The sequence below is a fragment of the Amycolatopsis sp. NBC_01480 genome (genome assembly GCF_036227205.1).
Lineage (GTDB): Bacteria > Actinomycetota > Actinomycetes > Mycobacteriales > Pseudonocardiaceae > Amycolatopsis.
In genome coordinates, this window is the sequence record NZ_CP109442.1 from 8,348,840 (window position 1) to 8,368,731 (window position 19,892).

General features: G+C 70.6%; 13 protein-coding genes. 6 read left to right on the forward strand and 7 right to left on the reverse strand.

Annotated elements, in window-relative coordinates; all coding sequences use genetic code 11:
* Positions 1–36: 36 nt before the first annotated feature.
* The 4 genes from OG371_RS39315 to OG371_RS39330 form a co-directional block, all read right to left on the reverse strand.
* Entirely contained in the window at positions 37–2,136 is a 2,100-nt protein-coding gene (locus tag OG371_RS39315; protein WP_329061445.1) for an FUSC family protein, read from the reverse strand.
* On the reverse strand, positions 2,133–5,267 hold the full coding sequence (locus tag OG371_RS39320) for a GH92 family glycosyl hydrolase (protein ID WP_329061447.1): 3,135 nt from the start codon (positions 5,265–5,267) through the stop codon (positions 2,133–2,135). The genes OG371_RS39315 and OG371_RS39320 overlap by 4 nt, the downstream gene beginning before the upstream one ends.
* A gap of 192 nt (positions 5,268–5,459) precedes the next feature.
* Complete coding sequence (locus OG371_RS39325) at positions 5,460–9,767, reverse strand: GH92 family glycosyl hydrolase (protein ID WP_329061449.1); 4,308 nt, start codon at positions 9,765–9,767, stop codon at positions 5,460–5,462.
* Positions 9,768–10,218: 451 nt separating this feature from the next.
* Positions 10,219–10,626, reverse strand: coding sequence for a DUF6924 domain-containing protein (locus OG371_RS39330; RefSeq protein ID WP_329061452.1), 408 nt, complete (start codon positions 10,624–10,626; stop codon positions 10,219–10,221).
* 52 nt (positions 10,627–10,678) lie between these two features.
* On the opposite strand from OG371_RS39330, the gene OG371_RS39335 reads away from it, so the two are divergent.
* Entirely contained in the window at positions 10,679–11,341 is a 663-nt protein-coding gene (locus OG371_RS39335; RefSeq protein WP_329061454.1) for a class I SAM-dependent methyltransferase, read from the forward strand.
* Position 11,342: 1 nt separating this feature from the next.
* Positions 11,343–11,690, forward strand: a complete 348-nt coding sequence (locus OG371_RS39340) for a hypothetical protein (protein WP_329061456.1) — start codon at positions 11,343–11,345, stop codon at positions 11,688–11,690.
* 88 nt (positions 11,691–11,778) lie between these two features.
* On the opposite strand, the gene OG371_RS39345 is transcribed toward OG371_RS39340, so the two are convergent.
* Positions 11,779–13,107, reverse strand: coding sequence for a M20/M25/M40 family metallo-hydrolase (locus tag OG371_RS39345; RefSeq protein WP_329061459.1), 1,329 nt, complete (start codon positions 13,105–13,107; stop codon positions 11,779–11,781).
* Positions 13,100–13,927, reverse strand: a complete 828-nt coding sequence (locus OG371_RS39350; protein ID WP_329061461.1) for a M55 family metallopeptidase — start codon at positions 13,925–13,927, stop codon at positions 13,100–13,102. The genes OG371_RS39345 and OG371_RS39350 overlap by 8 nt, the downstream gene beginning before the upstream one ends.
* Before the next feature lie 192 nt (positions 13,928–14,119).
* Here OG371_RS39350 and OG371_RS39355 point away from each other — a divergent pair, with 192 nt between their 5' ends.
* Genes OG371_RS39355 through nikE form a run of 4 tightly spaced genes read left to right on the forward strand, consistent with a single transcriptional unit; the run spans position 14,120 to position 19,544 of the window.
* Entirely contained in the window at positions 14,120–15,961 is a 1,842-nt protein-coding gene (locus OG371_RS39355) for an ABC transporter substrate-binding protein (RefSeq protein ID WP_329061462.1), read from the forward strand.
* Positions 15,962–15,967: 6 nt separating this feature from the next.
* The gene (locus OG371_RS39360; RefSeq protein ID WP_329061464.1) at positions 15,968–16,996 is read left to right on the forward strand and encodes an ABC transporter permease; all 1,029 of its coding nucleotides are present in this window, start codon (positions 15,968–15,970) and stop codon (positions 16,994–16,996) included.
* Positions 16,993–17,907, forward strand: coding sequence for an ABC transporter permease (locus OG371_RS39365; protein WP_329061466.1), 915 nt, complete (start codon positions 16,993–16,995; stop codon positions 17,905–17,907). The genes OG371_RS39360 and OG371_RS39365 overlap by 4 nt, the downstream gene beginning before the upstream one ends.
* A complete protein-coding gene (gene nikE, locus OG371_RS39370; RefSeq protein WP_329061469.1) occupies positions 17,904–19,544 on the forward strand; it encodes an ABC transporter ATP-binding protein in 1,641 nt (546 codons plus the stop codon). Before OG371_RS39365 ends, nikE begins: the two co-directional genes overlap by 4 nt.
* Here the strand turns inward: nikE and OG371_RS39375 are convergent, their stop codons facing one another.
* Positions 19,545–19,847: a hypothetical protein gene (locus OG371_RS39375; RefSeq protein ID WP_329061471.1), complete on the reverse strand. Its 303-nt coding sequence runs from the start codon at positions 19,845–19,847 to the stop codon at positions 19,545–19,547. It lies immediately after the preceding gene.
* Positions 19,848–19,892: the final 45 nt, after the last annotated feature.

Consider the following 19,892-nt stretch of genomic DNA (forward strand, 5'->3'; position numbering starts at 1 on the left):
GGGCGTGGCTCTGGGACCGGTCCCAGATTCCCCGGCTCAGCGCCGGTCGGCGGGGGCGGGTTCGGTGGCTTCGACGTTGAAGACGCGGCCGAGGGCGATCAGGCCTTCGTCGAGGTGGCTGAGGCTGGAGAGCACGGCGCGGGTTTCGGCGTCGTCGATGCGGTCGGCGACCGGGGTGCCGTCGTCGCGGACGAGCTTTTTCGACGGCGTGGTGTTGGGGTGGCGGACGGCGTCGCCGACGATGTCGACGTTCGCCAGGATGCGGCCGGTGAACTGGTCGAGGCGTTCGGCGACGGGGCCGTCGAGCTGGCCGGGCTGGGCGCGGGCGGCGACGTGGCGGGCGCGGAAGGCGATGCCTTCGAGGGTGGTGAGCACGTGCCAGCCGTAGTCGCGGCGGGCGCTGCGGAGGTTGATCGGGTGGGTGAGGGGCTCGATGGTCTTGCGGACCTGTTCGACGGCGCGGTCGAGGTCTCGGGACATCTCGATGATGTTGACGTTGTCGCGGCCCGAGAGCAGGCGTTCGGCGGATTCGAGGAACTCGTCCAGCTCGTCGAGGACCAGGGCGATGTCGTCGAGCATCACCGAGCGGGTGCGGACGGGGACGATGACGAGGGCGGCAAGCAGTCCGGAGGCGGCGCCGACGGCGGTTTCGGCGACGCGGATCCAGAGCACCTCGATGGTGAACGTGCCGAGCAGGCTGTAGAGCAGGGCCAGCATGCTGGTGACGAAAAACGCCATCAGGAACTGCGAGACGCGGGACATGTAGACCATGCCGAAGACGCAGACCATGAGCAGCGCGAGGATGGCGGCGGTGTCGCCGCTGACGAGCAGGGCGAGCACGACGCCGCCGACGATGCCGATCAGGGTGCCGGCGGTGCGGCGGACGCCTTTGACGAAGCGGGCGCCGGCGCTGGAGGTGCCGATGAACACGACGAAGACGGTGAGCACGGCCCAGTACCAGCGCTGGTGGGAGATGAGCTGGCCGGCCAGGACGGCGAGCCCGCCGCCGACCACGGCCTGGATGGCGCTGCGGGTCTGGTTGTCGTAGGCGAAGACCTTGGTGGGCTCGGGTTCGTCGGTTTCGGTGTCGTCGAGGGAGAAGTCGACGCCGCCGTCCTTGGCGGCGACGCGCTGGGCGCGGTCGTCGGCGACGGCGAGTTCGGCGATGGCGCGGCGGACCCCGTCGCCGGGTTTGGCGTTGCGGTCGATGCGGCTGCCTTCGACGAGCATGCGGCTGTATTCGCCCGTCTCGCTGATCAGGGGCAGTTCGCGCGGGTCGCGTTCCATGAGGGAGCGGAATTTGGCGAGGCGGCCGAGGAGGTCTTCGGCGACGCCGGTGTGGAGGCTTTCGGAGCAGGTGCGCTGCACGGTGATGGTGAGCCATTGGACGGCGAGCTCGACTTCGATGGCGCGGCGGCGGAGCTGGTCGGCCTTGCGCTCGTCGACGACGTCGGGGGCGTTGTCCTCGATCAGGAGCACGGACTCGTGGAGGCGGGCGAGGGCGGTGCGGATCTGACGGTCGGCTCGGTCGCCGCCGGCGGCGGTGATGTAGGCCTCGGTGGCGCGGATGGCGGCGGCGACGCGGGCGCGGAACGCGCGGCGGATGCGGATGAACTCGCTCTCGGCGTTGCGGCGCAGCAGGACGAAGCGGACCAGCGCGTTCGAGGCGAGGCCGATCAGCATGGCGATGAGCAGCTGTGGGACCTGGCTGAGGTGGGCCTGCAGGAACATCGGGAAGAAGAACAGGAAGAACATCATCGAGCCGAGCGCGGTGCCGCGGGGGCCGAAGCGCTGGACGTAGACGGCGATGAAGATCAGCAGCACGAAGATGATGCTGTCCAGCGGCGGGTATGCGGCGCCGACGCTGGCGAGGGTGATGGAGGAGGCGCCGACGAGGGCGGCGAGGCCGAGGGTGACCGCTTGGCCGCCGCTGGTCGGGTCGTTCACGGAGAAGGCGCTCATCATCGCGGAGATGGCGGCGACGAGGCTGATGGTGAGCGGGTAGCCCAGTGGCTGCAGCGCGAGGATCGCGATGACGATGCCGAGCACCGCGGAGCCGGCCAGGCGCAGCCGGATGAAGCCGGGGTCGGCGGCCGCGAGCCGGTCGAGGGCGGCGTTGCGGAGGTCGGCGATCATCGGGCGAGCAGCTCCCACTGGGCGAGGGTGACGCGACGGCGGGTGGAGCCGGTGACGCGGAGGCGGTAGTGGGCGAAGGCCGCGGGGGTGGCGAGGGCGAACGGCCGGGTCTGGCGGCGCCAGCGGAACAGCTCGCCGGAGCGTTCGTCGAGCACGGTCCAGCGTCGTCCGTCGGCGGAGCCTTCGAGGGTCCAGCCGGTCGGGTCGCCCGCGCGGCCGCCGGAGGTGAGCGTGTACATGGTGACTTCGCGGGGCGGGCCGTCGACGAGGAATTCGACGGTCGGGGTCCGGCTGGTGAAGGTGGCTTCGGTGCGGCTGGTGTCGTCGATGAGCGGGTACGCGGGGCCGTCGGGGCTGTGGACGGTGCCGCGCAGGTCGGTCAACGGCGTGGGCGGGACCGCCGTGACGGGCTCGGCGCTCCAGGTGCCGGGCTCCGCGCGGACGTCGAATTCGAGCACGGCGCCGCCCGCCAGCACGGCATGCGCGATCGTCGGCGAGGTGTGCGGGGTGCCGTCGATGGTGAGGCCGTGGACGTACGGGGTGTCCGTGGTGGCGCCGCGTGCTCGGATGACCAGGTCCTTACCGTTCTCCAGGTGCACGGTCGCAGTCTGGAACAGGGGTGTGCAGAGGGTGTAGCGCGGGGTGCCGACGGCCAGCGGGTAGAGGCCGAGTGCGCTGAAGACATACCAGGCGGACATCTCCCCGTTGTCCTCGTCCCCCGGGTAGCCCTGGCCGAGTTCGCTGCCGAGGTAGAGCCGGCGCAGGACTTCGCGGACGGTGCGCTGCAGTTTGGCGGGCGCGCCGGCGAAGGCGTAGATGAACGGGATGTGGTGCGACGGCTGGTTGGAGTGGCCGTACTGGCCCATGCGGACGTCGCGGGCCTCGGTCATCTCGTGGATCAGGCCGCCGTACGAGCCGGGTTTGCGGCCGGTTTCGGGGGTGCGGAAGAACTCGTCGAGCTTCGCTTCGAGCCCGGCCGGCCCGCCGTGGAGGGCGGCGAGGCCGGGGCCGTCGTGGGGCACGGAGAAGGCGGTGTTCCAGGCGTTGGTCTCGACGAAGTCGCCGCCCCAGGCCTGCGGGTCGTAGCCCTCGGGCGGGAAGTGGCGGCCGCCGTCGGGGGTGCGGCCCTGGAAGAAGCCGATGCGCGGGTCGAAGTGGTGGACGTAGTGCTGGGCGCGTTGGCGCAGGTAGGCGGCGTTGTCGGCGAAACGGCGCGCGCGGGGGCCTTCGCTTTCGCGGGCGAGGGCGTCGGAGAGGTTGGCGAGGCCGAAGTCGTTGAGGCAGCCTTCGAGCGCCCAGGACAGTCCTTCGCGCACCGAGGTCGGGGTGTAGCCGAGGAATGGCGAGCGGTGGAGTCCCTTGCGGCCGACGCCCGCGCGGGGCGGGGCGACGGTGGCGTTCTTGAGCGCCGCGTCGTAGGCGGATTCGACGTCGAAGGTGCGGACGCCTTTGAGGTAGGCGTCGGCGAAGGCGACGTCCGAGCTGGTGCCCGTCATCAGGTCCGCGTAACCGGGGGAGGACCAGCGGGCGATCCAGCCGCCTTCGCGGTACTGCTGGACGAAGCCGTCGATCATGCGGCCGCAGCGTTCGGGGGCGAGCAGCGCGTACGCGGGCCAGGTGGTGCGGTAGGTGTCCCAGAAGCCGTTGTTGACGTACAGCTCGCCGTCGACGATGCGCGCGCCGGTGCGGCGGCGGGTGCTCGGGCGGAGGCTGCGTCGCACCGGGCTGGCGTGCCGGATGCCGTCGGGAGTGTTCTCGTGGGCGGTGTTCGGGTAGAGGAACAGGCGGTACAGGCTGGAGTAGAAGGTGGTGAGCTGGTCTTCGGTGGCGCCGTCCAGCTCGACCCGGCCGAGCAGTTCCTGCCAGCGTTCGCGGGCGCGGTCGCGGACCTGCTCGAAGGTGGTGCCGGCCGGGATCTCCAGCTCCAGGTTGCGTTTCGCCTGCGCCAGGCTGATCAGTGAGGTCGCGATCCGGAGGGTGACCTCGGGCGCGTCGAAGCTCAGCTGCCCGGTGACGGTCCGCCAAGGCGGGCGGCGGACGTGGCCGCCGCCGGTCGCCGGGGTGTCGGCCTTGGCGTAGACGAACATCCGCCGCGCCCCGGTGGAAAGCCCGCTGCGGACCCAGGTGTGGCCGGTGACGACGCCACTGTCCGGATGGATGCGCAGGCCGCCGCGGTTGCGGGCGTTGTCGAACAGCACCCAGCCACGGCCTTCGGGGAAGGTGAACCGGAAGATCGCGGCGTGCTCGCTGGGCGCGAGGTCGGCCGTGATTCCGCCGGCGAAGCGGACGCCGTAGTGGTGCGGCCGGTCGGTCTCGTCGTCGTGGGAGAAGGCCAGCGAACGTCGGACGGGGTTCGGCTGGACCGGGCCGGTGCCGGGCATCAGCTGGAAGGTGTGCCGGTCGCCCATCCACGGGCTCGGCTGGTGGCTGAGCGCGAACGCCTGCAGCCGCGGGGAGTTCTGCGCGTCGTTGTGCCGGTGGTAGGAGTAGATCCAGTTCAGCGCGCGGGCGTCGGTGACCGGGGTCCAGAAGTTGAACCCGTGCGGCACGGCGGTGGCGGGGAAGGTGTTGCCGCGGGAGAACTCGCTGCTGGAATGGGTGCCGCGGGTGGTGCGGACGTGGTCGACCGGGTCTTTCGGCTCGACCGGGTGCTCGGCGACGCGGACGTCGTCCAGCCAGCCTTCGACGGCCTCACCCCCGGGCGGCTCGGTGACCAGCACGATCCGCCGGATCCGGCGCCCGGCGAACGCCCCGAGCGGGTGCCGGACCAGGTTCCACTGGTCGACCAGCAGCGTCTTGCCCCGGCCCTGCTCACCCGCGGAGATCCCGGCGCTGCTGCCGTCGTCGAACTCGACGTCCAGCGCGACGAACGTGGCGCGGTAGGACGGCACCGGCCGCTCGCCGACCGGGAAGACCACGTAGGACAGTGCACTGTGGGCGGTCACCGGCAGGTCCACGTCGAACAGCACGGCGCGCCCGGGCCGCCCGTAACGCAGCGCGCGCTGCCCGGTGAACCCGACGCCGGCCTTCGCGGTCGGCGACCGGTCCGGCCCGCGGCCCACCCGCAGGCCCGTGCCGACCGGCTGTGGTTCACCGGTTTCGAAGGAGGAGAAGAAGCCGGTGCTCGTCACGCGCTCACGGTAATCGCTCGGACGCCCGGGCACCCGGTGATCGTCCTCCGCGTGGCGCGGCCCGTGCGATGCCGTAGTGGCGGGGAATGCGCCTCAATGTGGCGTTCGGTGCGTCCAACGCACCGAACGCCACATTGGGTGCGTGGCCCCCTCCCGGGATCGGGAAGGGGCCACCGCTGATCATTCAGCCGATCAGAACTTCGCGCACTGCCCCGCGGACGGCCCGCGGACCGTGTTCGCGAGGGTGTTGTCCGTCGGTGCCGGGGTGTTGCCGGCGCAGGCCAGCGGGCCACCGACGGTGCTGCTCGCCAGTACCGCCGCGTGGTTGCCCACCAGGGTCGCCGGGCCGCCGATGGTGGTCAGCTCGATCGACACCGAACCCGTGGTGCCGGTGATCGCCACCGGGCCCGACACCTTCGTGCGGTTCAGCACCACCTGTCCCGCACCGGTCGAGGACAGCGGGCCCGAGATCGAGCCGCCGCGGACGACCAGCGAAGCGCCGCCCGACACCGTGACCGGGCCGGACACCGTCGCGCCGTTCAGGCACACCGTGCCGCTCGACACGGTCAACGGGCCGTTCTGCACGCCGGTCAGCGTCTTCGTGCACGACGCGTCCGGGCGGCCCAGCAGCTCGAACTCCGCCAGCGACGCCGTGCCGCCGGTGGTCGCGGTGACCTCCAGCCGGTAGTAGGCGTAGTGGGCCGGGTTCTTCACCGCGAACGCGCGGGTCTGCTGCCGCCACTGGAAGGCCTGGTCGGTCTGCTGGTCCGCGACCGCCCACGTCTTCCCGTCGTAGGAGCCCTTCAGCACCCAGCTCTTCGGATCACCCGCACCCTTCGGCGAGGTCAGCGTGTAGTGCGTGACCGCCTCGTCCGTCGAGTTCAGCTGGTACTGCACCGCACCGGTCACCTTCGCCTCGGTGTTCGAGGTGTTGTCCACCAGGGCCTTGGCGTCGGAACCGTCCGAAGTGGACAGAGTGCCCCTGCCCGGACCGGTTTCGTCGTGCAGCGGCGTCGGGGGAGTGTCGCCCGTGGTGATCGACTTCGGCGCGTCGTTCGGGCCGGTGCCCCACTTCGACGGGTTCGGGCCCATGTCGAAGTCCAGCGTGCCGCCGTGGGCCAGCAGGTCCTGCGGCAGCGACGTCGAGGTGTAGGGCTTGCCGTTGACCTTCAGGCCCTGCACGTAGACGTTCTTCGCGTTGTTCTTCGGCGCGTTGATCACCAGGTCGCCACCGGGCAGGTGCACGGTCGCCTTGGTGAACAGCGGCGACCCGATCGCGTAGTTCGGGCTGCCCATCTGCAACGGGTAGAAGCCCAGCGCGCCGAACACGTACCACGCGGACATCTCGCCGTTGTCCTCGTCGCCCGCGTAGCCCTGACCCAGTTCGCTGCCGGTGTAGAGCCGCGAGAGCGCCTCACGCACCTTCGCCTGCGTCTTCGACGGCTGACCCGCGTAGTCGTACATGTAGAGCAGGTGGTGCGAGGGCTGGTTGGAGTGGCCGTACTGGCCCATCCGCACGTCCCGCGCCTCCCGCATCTCGTGGATCGCGCCGCCGTAGGTGCCGGGGTAGTTCGCGGTCTCCTGGTCGGCGAAGAACTGGTCCAGCTTGTTCGCCAGCTTGTCCTTGCCGCCGTAGAGGTCCGCCAGGCCCTGACCGTCCTGCGGCACCGTGAAGGCCATGTTCCAGCCGTCGGTCTCGGTGTAGTCCCCGCCCCACACGCGCGGGTCGTAATCGGCCTTGGACTTGGTGAACTGGCCGTTCGCGTCCTTGCCCTGGAAGAACCCGACACTCGGGTCGAACAGGTTCACGTACTGCTGCGCGCGGCTGGTGAAGTACTGGTAGTTCTCCAGGTACTCCGACTTCTTCGGGTCGGTCGCCGGCGCCTGGTCGTACAGCTTCTTCGACAGGTTCGCGATGCCGAAGTCGTTGACGTAGCCCTCCATCGCCCAGGAGAAGCCCTCACCGGTCGAGTTCGGCGTGTAGCCGAGGAAGATCGACTGGTCCAGCCCCTTGCGCCCGACCGCCGAGTTCGGCGGCGTCACGGTGGCGTTCTTCACCGCCGCGTCGTAGGCCGACTTGACGTCGAAGTTCGTCACGCCCTTGAGGTAGGCGTCGGCGAACGCGACGTCCGAGCTGGTGCCCGTCATCAGGTCCGCGTAACCGGGGGAGGACCAGCGCGCGATCCAGCCGGCGTCGCGGTACTGCTGGACGAAGCCGTCCACCATCTTCCCGGCCATGTCCGGCGTGAGCAGCGAGTACGCCGGCCAGGTCGTGCGATAGGTGTCCCAGAACCCGTTGTTCACGTAGGTCTGGCCGTCGACGATCTTCGAGCCGGTCTGCGTCGCGGTGTCCGTGCCCGTCTTCGGCGACACGGGACTGGCGTACTTGTACGCCGGCTTGTCGGCGGTGCCGGTGTTCTCGAAGCCCTCGTTCGGGTAGAGGAACAGCCGGTAGAGGTTGGAGTACAGCGTCTCCAGCTGGTCCTTCGACGCGCCCTGCACCTCGATCACGCCGAGCTGCTTGTCCCACGCCTGCTGCGCGGCGTCACGCGCCTGGTCGAACGACACGTTCGGCCCGGCCTCCATCGCCAGGTTCTTCTTGGCCTGGTCGACGCTCAGCAGCGAGGTCGCGATCCGCATGGTGACGGTCTTGTCCGCGCCCGCGTTGAACCGCATGTAGCCGGTGACGTTGTCCCGGCCCTGCCCGGTCAGCTTCGAACCGGCCGTGACCGGCTTGTCGAAGGTGGCGTAGACGAACATCCGCCCCGCGCCCGCCGAAAGGCCGCTCTTCGCGTCCGTGTACCCGCTGAGGGTGCCGGTGGCCGGGTCGAGGGTGAGCCCGCCGGAGTTGTTGACGTTGTCGAAGATCAGGCTGGAGTCGTTGCCCGGGAAGGAGAACCGCATGACCGCCGCGTGATCGGTCGGCGCGATCTCGGTCTTGATCCCGTTCTGGAACGTGACCCCGTAGTAGTGCGCCCGCGCGACCTCGTCGTCGTGCTTGAACGCCAGCGCCCGCGCGTTGCGGTCCGCGTCCGGCACCCCGGCCGCGGCCGAGGGCATCACCTGGAAGCTCTGCCGGTCACCCATCCACGGGCTCGGCTCGTGGCTCACGCTGAACGCCTGCAACGCGGGCAGGTTGTCCGTGTTGTTCTGCGAGTGGTAGTTGTACAGCCAGCTCGCCGAGCCGGCGTCGGTCACCGGCGTCCAGAAGTTGAAGCCGTGCGGCACCGCGGTCGCCGGGAAGTTGTTGCCCCGCGAGAAGGTGCTGTTCGCGAGCGTGCCGCGGGTGGTGAGCACGTTGTCGCTCGGGCGGGTGCTCGCCGGCGGCGTCGGCGTGGCGGAGATCTTCACGTCGTCCAGCCAGCCCTGGAACGTGCCCGGGCCGTTCGGGTTGTCGTAGCCCACCAGGATCCGGGCGATGGTCTTGCCCTGCGCGGCCGTGCCGATCGCCGAGCGCACCAGGTTCCACTGGTTGGCGTAGAGCACCTTGCTCGCGCCCTGCCCCTGCGGCGAAAGCGGGAACCCGTACTGGTCCGTCGCGCCCAGCGAGCTCAGGTACGTGCCGTCGGTGAAGGCCAGGTCGATCGCGACGTTGGTGCTCGGGTACTTCAGGTCGCCGGTGACGAACTGCGGCTGCACCTTGTACGACAGCTCGGTGGAGGCGACCACCGGGATGTTCACGTCGAAGACCTTGTTGTACGACCAGCCGTGCCCGGCGGCGGTCTGGCTGCCGGAGTACCGGAACGCCTTCTGCCCGGTGAAGCCCACCCGGTTCTTGTTCGTGTACCCGCTGGTGGGGCCGGAATCGACGAAGCTGCGCATGTTCGGCAGCGGCGGCGGCGCCGGATCGTCGTTGGCCAGCAACAGCTCCGAGAGCTGCAGCGCGGTGTCCCCGTGGTTGCGGGTGACGTTCAGCCGGTAGTACTTGAACGGCGCGCTCGGGGCCGCCAGCTTGTAGTCCTTCTGCTGGAACCGGTTCTCGAACGTCTGCCCGGACTGCTTGTCCAGGTCCGTCCACGACTTCGCGTCACTCGAGCCCTGCAGCGTCCAGTCCTGCGGGTCGCGGCCGGCGAAGTCGTTGGCCGAGCTGATCGCGTAGTGCGTGATCAGCGTCGGCTCGGACAGCGTCACCTGCGCCCACGCCGCGGGATCCCACGACAGCCACTTGGTGTCGGTGGTGCCGTCGACCAGGTTGGCCGCGACCTCACCGCCGTCGGTGTTCTCGCTGCTCGCGGTCACCTCGGTCACCTTGCCGCGGATGTCACCTGGGATCGCGGTGCCGTTCGCCCCGTTGACCCCGGACGCCCGCGGCTTGCCCGCCGCGTCGGTGTCAACGGTGTCCTGCCACGTCGGCTGCGGGTCGCTCGGCTCGAACGACGAGGAGAAGTCCGGTGGGGCGGCCGCCTCGGCGGTGGCCGCGGTCACCGGCAGGGCGGCCAGTCCGGCCGCCGCCACCACCGCGACCAGCACGGCGTGGACGGGTCTGGCGCTTCGGGGCATCGTTGCTCCCAGCTTGTCGGGACGGTCTTCACGCGCCCGCGCACAGGGACCCCGGCGGCGGCGCCGGGCAAGCGAAACCCGCGTGTGACATCGATGTCAAGTCCGCGGCGGCAACCTGGCCGGAAACAGACAAGGACGGACGTAACCGGGCTGGTGCAGCCGGCCCGCGGCGCTACCGGCTGAGCGGCCCGGTCCGGCGAGCGCGAGGCGTTCGCGCTCCGGGGGACGATCGGGACCACGCCGATCGCGCTCAGCACGGCCACGAAACCGTTCTGGATCTGGGTGCCGGTGCTCGGCCCGTAGCCGGGCGTCTCGCACATGTACTGGTCGCAGACCTCCGGGGGCGGACCGGCGCAGCCGGCGGCGGCAACGGCAGCCAGTCGGATCCGGGACGATTTCAGGGCAGGCTGACCGCGGGCGCCGGAACCCCTCCCGGACTCGGTCCGGCCTCTCAACCGCTGAAGCCGCGGTAGACGCCGTCCGCGTCGGCCGAGGAGGTGAACTCCGCCCAGTCCATATTGGCCAGCGAGATGTTGTTCTCCACCGACCACAGCTGCGCCGGGATCACCCGCAGCTGCCCGTTCTCGTGCGGGCTCACCCGCACGACCAGCAGCGGCAGCTCCGGCGACGCGAGCGCGGCCCGGTCGGCCAGCACGAGCAGCGCCCACTCCGGGGCCAGCGCGACCAGCTGCTCGACGGTCGCGTCCCGGTACGCCGGGTCCTCGACCACGCGCAGGCTCGCGCGGAAACCGTCCTCGCTCGGGGTCTTGACCGCCTCGAGGACGGCGTCCCACGCGTCCTGATCGGCGAAGTCCGTGCGGATCAGCAGGCCGAAGTGGATATCGGGCAATCGCTCCATGCGCCTCATCCAACTCCCGACGGCCGCCGGCCGTCGCCGGTATAAGGGAACAATGGCCGAAGATCCGATCGACCCCGACGACGAAGCCCGCCGACGTGCCGAGAAGGCGCTGGCGGCCGGGGATCCCAGCGGATGGTTCGAGCCGTTGTATGCCGCGGTGGAGGCAGGGGACGCCGTGCTGCCGTGGTTCCGCGGCGAGCCGTGCGTCGAGCTGGCGGCCTGGGCGCGGGACAACCCCGGCGACGGCAAGCGCGCGCTCGTGGTCGGCTGCGGTATGGGCGACGACGCCGAGCTGCTCGCCGAAAGCGGCTACGACACCGAGGCGTTCGACGTCTCGCCCAGCGCGATCAAGGCCGTGCTCAACCGCTTCCCGGACACCCGCGTCGCCTACCGCACCGCGGACCTGCTCGACCCGCCCGCGGAATGGCGCCACGCGTTCGACCTCGTGGCCGAGATCCTCACCGTGCAGTCGCTGCCGAAGGACGTCCGCGGTACCGCCATCCGGTCGGTCTCGGGGTTCGTCGCCCCCGGCGGCCTCGCGCTGGTCAGCGCGGTGGCCGAGGAGACCATCGACCTGGCCACCTGGGCCGGCCCGCCCTGGCCGCTCAACCGCGCCGAAGTCGAGTCCTTCGCCCGCGACGGCGTCTCCGCCCGATCCCTCGACCGCATCCGCGACGGCCGGCGCTGGTGGGCCGAATTCACCCGGGAGGCCTGACATGACCGGAAACCCGATCGTCGAGCAGTGGCTGGCCGAGCAGGTCCCGCAGGCGCTGCTGCCGACGGAACACCTCACCGCCCTGCTCGCGGTGACCCAGCTGGGCCACCCCGTCCCCGAGGACGTGCTCGACGCCTGGGGCCGCGAAGTCGTGCTCGCCCACCGCGTCGTGGACCAGTCGGAACCGGCGTTCATCGCCGAGGCCCGCCGCCAGGGCTGGTCCTGGGAACGAATCGCCGACCGCCTCGGCCTGCCCGACGCCGAAACCGCCGAACAACGCCAGACCGTCCTCGAAGCCGAGCTGACCCGCACCCATCCGCAGAACCTGCCCGGCGCCTGGCGTCCCTAGGCCGGCCCGGCCCGGTGCAGCGGATGACGCTTTCAGTGCACTCAGCGCGGGGAAAGCGTCATCCGCTACCCACGGGGAGCCCCGGTACTCAGCAGGAATCGAGGAACCGCTTCAACACCCGCGTGCCAAACCGCAGCCCCTCCACCGGCACGCGCTCGTCCACTCCGTGCGCCATCGCGCGGTACGGGAAGCCTGGCGGCAGCCACAGGGGAGCGAAGCCGTAACAGGCCATGCCCAGCTTCGTGAACGCCTTCGCGTCCGTCCCGCCGCCCATGCAGTACGGCACCACCACCGCGTCCGGGTCCTCGGCGCGCAGCGCGGCCGCCATCGCGTCGAACCACGGCGAGTCCACCGGCGCCTGCACCGGCGGCTGGTGCGCGACGAACTCGCGCGTCACCCCCGGGCCGAGCAGGCCGTCCAGCTCCGCGAACAGCTCGTCCTCCGCGCCCGGCAGCACCCGCACGTCCACCTGCGCGGTCGCCGTCGACGGGATCACGTTCACCTTGTAGCCGGCGGACAGCATGGTCGGCGTGGTGCTGTTGCGGACCGTCGGCACCACCAGCGAACCCGCCGGGCCCAGCCGCGCCACCGTCTCGTCCACCGCCGCACCTGAGGACAGGTCCACCGGCACACCGAGCGCCGCACCGGTGCGTTCCAGGAACGCCCGCACCGTCGGCGTCAGCCGCACCGGCCACCGGTGCGCGGCGATCCGATGCAGCGCGCCGACCAGCATCGTCACGGCGTTCTCGTCATTGGGACGCGAACCGTGCCCGGCACGCCCGCGCGCGGTCAGCCGCAGGTGCGCCGTGCCGCGCTCCGCCGTGCCGACCGGGTACAGCCGCACGGTCCGGCCGTCGGCCGCCGGCACGTGATAGGTGTAGCCGCCGGATTCGCTGATCGACGCGGCACAGCCCTCGAAGAACTCCGGGTGCGCCTCGACCAGCCAGTGCGCCCCGAAATCGCCCTTGTCCTCCTCGTCGGCCACGAACGCCAGCACCAGGTCCCGGCGCGGCCGCAGCCCCGACGCGACGGCCGTGAGCACCATCGCGCAGAAGTCCTTCATGTCCACCGCGCCGCGGCCCCACAGGAACCCGTCGCGCACCTCGCCGGAGAACGGCGGCACCGACCAGTCCGCCGCGTCCGCCGGGACCACGTCCAGGTGCCCCTGCACCAGCAGCCCGGGCAGCGACGGGTCGGTGCCCGGGATCCGCGCGAGCACGTTCGCCCGCCCCGGCGCCGATTCCACGATCTTCGCCGGAACCCCGTGGCGCTCCAGGAACTCCGCGACGTACTCCGCCGCGTCTCGTTCCCCCTCAGCGTCGCCGCCGCCGCGGTTGGTCGTGTCGAACCGGATCAGGTCCGCGCACAACGCCACCACATCGACACCGGCGGGATTGTCCACTGTGGAGTCAGCCATAAATGCCCTGCACCGCCCCGGCCGCGATGGCCGTGACCACCTTGAACGCCTTCATCGCCTCGGTCATGCTCGGCGCGTCGAAGCCGACCCGGCGTGTGCCGATCTGCTCCACGGTCGGGATCACCGCGGTCGCCTGCGCCAGGTGGCTCGCGTCGAACTCCACCTCGATCCGGTGCCGCGCCGGCGCCCGCTCCACCCGGCCCGCCAGCGCCATCGACTCCGCCGCGCCCGCCTTCAGCAGGTCCGCGGTGCGCGCCGGCGGCAGGCAGATCGCCGCGTACCGGCTCACGCACTCCTTGACCTGGACCAGCTCGGCCTCGGGGGAGTAGTCCCGCGCGTCCTCGCAGGTCCGGTCGTCGCCGCTGACCAGCAACACCGGCACGCCGTACTCCGCCGCCATCGCCGCGTTCAGCCGGCCCTCGCTCGCCGGCACGTCGTCCAGCCACACCCCGGTGATCTGGTTCTCCAGATAGGTGTGCGACAGCACCCCGTCGAACCCCGCGCCCGCGTGGTAGCCGAGGAACACGACGCCCTCCACCCCGGAATCGATACCCTGCATCATCGACAGCGGCTTGTGCCGCCCGGTGAGCATCCGCGCCCGCGGGTCCAGCTCCTCCAGCAGCAGATTCCGCTGCGAGGAATGCGCCTCGTTGACGAGCACGTCGGTCGCGCCGGCCCCGAACAGCCCCGCCAGCACCGCGTTGACGTCGCCGGTGAACAGGCGCCGGAACCGCTGCCACTGCTCGGTGCCCGGCACGACGTCGTCGGTCCAGGTGACGCCCGTGGCGCCTTCCATGTCCGCCGAGATCATGATCCGCATGCCGGGCACTCTAGTCATCCTACGTCCTGCCCGTCGCACCCCGCCGAAGGTCACGTAGGGTCACCACTCGCGGTGCATAACGATCGAGCACGCACCGTCGCCGCAACATATTGCGCGCTTGCGTCGGTATGTGGTTACTTTTCGGCCTTGGGGTGGCTCGGGGCTAGACGATGGGGTGGTCTGCAAGTGCGGATGAAGCACGTTCAATCCAGGGTGAGCCGCGTGATCGCGGTTTTGACGGCGGGGACGCTGGCGATGCTGCCGCTGGCGGGCACTGCCGCCGCGCAGCAACAGGTCCATCAGCAGCAGCCCGCGCAGCCGAAGGTGCTGCGGGTCGCGCTGACCACCGGGATCGACCATCTCAACCCGTTCACCGCGTCACTCGCGGCGTCCACCCAGGTCGGCCGGTTCATCTACGAGTTCCTGACCATCCCGTCCGCCGACAAGGCCGAGGCCTCGCCCGCGCTGGCCGAGTCGTGGACGACCTCGCCGGACAAGCTGACCTGGACGTTCAAGGTCCGCCAGAACGCCAAGTGGACCGACGGCCAGCCGGTCACCGCGAAGGACGCGGCGTTCACGTTCAACCGCATGCTTTCCGACGAGACCGCGCGCACCGCGAACGGCAACTACGTCGCCAATTTCCAGAGCGTCACCGCGCCGGACGCCGGCACGCTGGTGATCAAGACCAAGGCCGTGCAGTCCAGCATGGACCTGCTCGACGTGCCGATCGTGCCCGAGCACGTGTGGGCGCCGATCAAGGACCTGAACGACCCGAAGACCGACGACCTGTCGGTGATCGGCGTCAGCGACGGGCCCTACCAGCTCACCGAGTACAAGCAGAACGAGTACCTGAAGTTCAAGGCCAACAAGGACTACTGGCGCGGCGCCCCGAAGGTCGACGAGCTGCAGCTGCTGATCTTCAAGGACGTCGAGTCCGCGGTGAACGCCCTCAAGCAGGGTGAGGTCGACGTGATCAACCGGCTCACCCCGACCCAGTTCGACGCCCTGCAGGGCCAGCCGAACATCGCCACCAACAAGGCGCCCGGCCGCCGCTACAACGAGATCAACCTCAACTTCGGCGTCGAGAACAACCAGAACCAGCCGATCGGCAACGGCAACCCGGTGCTCAAGGACCTCCGGCTGCGCAAGGCGATCGCCCAGGCCATCGACCCGAAGACCATCGTGGACAAGGTGATGGGCGGCTACGGCCAGCTCGGCGGCGGCGTCATCCCGCCGATCTACTCCGCCTACCACTGGGACCCGCCGGCCAATGAGGCGATGAAGTTCGACATCGCCGCCGCCAACACCGCGCTCGACCAGGCCGGTTACGTCAAGGGCCAGGACGGCATCCGCGTCGCCCCCGGCGGCGCCCGCCTCGAGCTGCGCCTGACCGGCCACGCGAACCGCCCGTTCGACCAGCGCACCGCCCAGTACGTCAGCGGCTGGCTGCACGACATCGGCATCTCGGTCAAGCAGGAGCTGGTCTCCGACGAGGAGCTGAACGACCGCACCAACGCGGGCAACTACGACCTCGCGATCTCCGGCTACGCCACCAACCCGGACCCGGACTACGCGCTGGCGCTGCACACCTGCGCCGGCCGCCCGAACGCCGAGGGCAAGGGCGCCACCACCGACACGTTCTTCTGCGACCCGCAGTACGACGCGCTGTACGCCAAGCAGCTGACCGAGACCGACCCGGCCACCCGCGCCGGCTACGTCAAGCAGGCCCAGGCGCGGCTCTACAGCCAGGCCGTGAACGTCGTCCTCGACTACGACAACTCACTCGAGGCCTACCGCTCCGACAAGTTCTCCAGCTTCGAAAAGCAGCCCCAGCCCGACGGCTCGATCCTCGAGCAGACCGGCTACTGGGGCGTCTACGGCGCCGTGCCGGCCGGTTCCGAGGCCGCGGCCGGCGACAGCGGCGGCTCGAACACCGTGCTGTGGATCGTGATCGGCGTGGTCGTGGTGGTCGTGCTCGTCGGCGGCGGCGTGCTGATCGGCCGTCGCGGCAAGTCCGCGGACGACCGGGAGTAGCACCTCTTGTCCCAGGCATTCACCTCCGGCCAGGCCTCGGCGCTCGTCGACCCCGACCAGCGCCGAGGCGGGACCGGCACCCTCCGGTTCATCCTCACCAAGGTCGCCGAAGCCGCCGCCAGCATCGTGCTGGTGATCGTGCTCGGGTTCTTCCTGTTCCGGCTGCTGCCCGGCGACCCCGTCGCGTTCATGGTCCGCGAACGGCCCACCGACCCGCACCAGATCGCCGAACTGCGCCAGCAGCTCGGCATCGACAAGCCCGTGCTGGCCCAGTTCGGCAACTACTTCGTCGGCCTGTTCCGCGGCGACTTCGGCACCTCCTACATCGAGCGCCGCCCGGTGATCGACATGATCGGCGAACGGCTCTGGCCCACCGTGCTGCTCGTCGGCAGCGCGACCGTGCTGGCCATCGCGCTCGGCCTGTGGCTCGGCATCCGCGCCGCGTGGAAGCGCGACAGCTTCTTCGACCGCGCCCAGACCGGCATCGCGCTCACCCTCTGGTCGGTCCCGCAGTTCTGGCTGGGCCTGCTGCTGCTGGTCGTCACCAACGGGGTGTTCCCCAGCCGCGGCATGCACTCCCCGGACGCCGGGCCCGGGTTCTTCGCCCAGGGCCTGGACGTGCTGCACCACCTGGTCCTGCCGTGCGTCACGCTGCTCGCGGTGTTCTACGCCCAGTACATGCTGGTGATGCGGTCCTCGCTGCTGGGGGAGATGAACGCCGACTACCTCACCACCGCCCGCGCCAAAGGCTTGCGGGAGGACATGGTCCGCCGCCACCACGCCGTGCCGAACGCGCTGCTGCCTACCGTGACCCTGGTGTTCATGCAGTTCGGCATGGTCGTCTCGGGCGCCGTCACGGTCGAGGCCGTGTTCAGCTGGCCCGGGCTCGGGCAGCTGACCTACGACGCCCTCCACGGCCCGGATCTGCCGGTGCTGCAAGGGGTTTTCGTGGTGCTCGCCGGCGCCGTCGTCCTGATGAACATGCTCGCGGAACTGCTCTACCGCGTGCTCGACCCGAGGGTGCGTACCGCATGACCGCGACAGCACCCGCCGAGAGCGCCCGCGCGATCGCGTGGCGCCGCCGCCGCGCCGGCATCGCCCGCACCTGGCACGAGTTCGCCGCGCAGAAGGCCGCGCTCACGGGCCTGTGCCTGCTCACCCTCACCGTGCTGCTGGCCCTGCTGCTCCCGGTGATCAGCAACTCCGACGGCCTCGACGTCACCAAGGCCACCGGCCACCCGCTCAGCCCGCCGGACGGCCAGTTCTGGCTCGGCACCGACATCGACGGCCGCTCGGTGCTGCTGATGACGTTGTGGGGCACCAGGATCTCGCTGCTCGTCGGGTTCTCCGCCACCGTGCTCAGCGTGCTGATCGGCACCGTCATCGGCATCACCGCCGCGCACTTCGGCGGCTGGGTCTCCACCGTCCTGCTGCGCTTCACCGACTTCTTCCTGGTGCTCCCGTCTCTGGTGCTCGCCATCGCGCTGTCCGCGGTGCTGCCCCAGGGCGTGTGGACGATCATCGTCGCCATCGGCCTCACCGCCTGGCCCAGCACCGCCCGCCTGGTGCGCGCCCAGACCCTCACCATCGAGAGCCGCCCGTACATCGAGCGCTCCCGCGCGCTCGGCGGCGGCCACCTGCACGTGGTCGGCAAACACGTGCTGCCCGGCGTGATGCCGCTCGTGCTCGCCAACACCACCCTGGTGGTCGGCAACTCGATCATCGCGGACGCGACCCTGTCGTTCCTCGGCGTCGGCGACCCCACCTCCATCTCCTGGGGCGCGATGCTCGAGACCGCGCTCAACAACGGCGCCGTCAGCCGCGGCGCCTGGTGGAACCTGCTCCCGCCGGGTATCGCGATCGTGCTCGTCGTCCTGTTCTTCACCCTGGTCGGCCGCGGGCTGGAGACGGTGCTGAACCCGAGGCTCAAAGGACAACATTCGTGACCGCCCTGCTCGAACTGAAGAACCTCGGCGTCACCTACCGCACCGGCGGCGGCGACGTGCCCGCGGTGCGCGGCGTCGACCTGCGCCTCGACCCCGGCGACACGCTCGGCGTCGCGGGGGAGTCCGGCTCCGGCAAGTCCACCGTCGCGATGAGCGTGCTGCGATTGCTGCCGCGCAGCGCCGAGATCACCGGCGAGATCCTGCTCGACGGCGAGGACGTCACCGAGATGCGCTGGGGACGGCTGCGCGCGGTCCGCTGGGCCGAGGCGTCGGTGGTGTTCCAGGGCGCCATGCACGCGCTCAACCCGGTCCACCGCGTCGGCGAGCAGATCGCCGAGCCGATCCGGCTGCACCCGCCCGAAGGCGGCAAGGCCCCCACCGAGGCGCAGGTCCAGGCCCGCGTCGCCGAATTGCTCGAACAGGTCGACCTGCCCCGCTCGCGCGCCGGCGCGTACCCGCATGAGCTGTCCGGCGGGCAGAAGCAGCGCGTGATGATCGCGATGGCGCTGGCCTGCTCGCCCCGCCTGGTCATCGCCGACGAGCCCACCACCGCGCTCGACGTGATCGTCCAGGCCCAGGTCCTTGACCTGATGTCGCGCCTGGTCGCCGAGCACAACATCGGGCTGGTCATGATCAGCCACGACCTGTCCGTGCTCGCCGCCACCTGCCACCGCATCGCCGTGATGTACGACGGGCAGGTGGTCGAGGAGCGGCCCAGCGCCGAGCTGATGTCCTCGCCCCGGCACGAGCACAGCCGCGCGCTCGCCGCCGCGTTCCCCACCGTCGGCGACCCGGTGTCCCGCTTCGCCCCGGCCACCAGCACCCCGCTGCCGGCCGAGCCCGAACACCGGGGCGGCGACGACGGGTCACCGCTGCTGGAAGCCGAAGACCTGCACGTCACCTTCCGCGACCGCACGGGCAAGCGCATCCATGCCGTGGACGGGGTGAACCTCGCCGTGCGACGCGACGAGATCGTCGCGCTGGTCGGCCAGTCCGGCTCCGGCAAGACCACCCTCGCCCGCACTCTGCTCGGCCTCCAGAAAGCGGATTCCGGCGCCGTCCGCCACGACGGCAAGCCCATCCCCGCGGGCGGTGACGGCCTGCGCGCCTACCGTCGCCAGGTCCAGCTCGTCCTGCAGGACCCGACCAGCGCGCTCAACCCCGCCCACACCGTCTACGAGGCAGTGGCCGAAGGCCCGCGCATCCACGGTCTTCCCGACGAGCGCGCGATCGTGTCGCGGGCGCTGGAGGCCGCGGAACTGCGTCCGCCGGAGAAGTTCTTCGACCGGCTCCCGCACGAGCTGTCCGGCGGACAGCGGCAACGCGTCGTCATCGCCGGCGCGCTCGCGCTGGAACCGTCGGTGGTCGTCGCCGACGAACCGGTCGCCTCGCTCGACGCCTCCGTGCGCGGCGAGATCCTCGGCCTGCTGCTGCGGCTGCGCCGCGAACTCGGCCTGGCCGGCCTCGTCATCACCCACGACCTGGGGCTGGCCTGGAACATCGCCGACCGCGTCGCGGTGATGTACCGCGGGAAACTGGTCGAGACCGGCACCGTCGAACAGGTCCTGCTCGACCCCCAGCACGACTACACCAAATCGCTGCTGGCCGCGCTGCCGGGCGGCACCGCCAAGCTGTAGTTACACCGTGCCGAAGGTGGTCACGTCCTCGTAGACGGCTTCCAGCTGCGTGGATTCGACCACCTCGGCCAGCCGCCGCGCCGAGTCCGGGTGCACGAGAGAGGGAAACGCGTCGGCGAGGCGGTCGGCGGGCAGGTCCAGCTCGAAAGTCGAGATGATCTGCCGCTCCTCGGTCAGGCTGCGGCTGATCGTGACCCGGGCCGGGTACGAGTCGAGGGTCAGCCCGGGCGGCAGCCACGCGGCGATGAACTGGGCCTCGGTGACGCCGGGCTTGAGGGTTCGAACGTAGGTGGCGCGGAGCATCGGTCCCCTTCCCCTATTCATGTAATGGACAGTACATGAATAGGC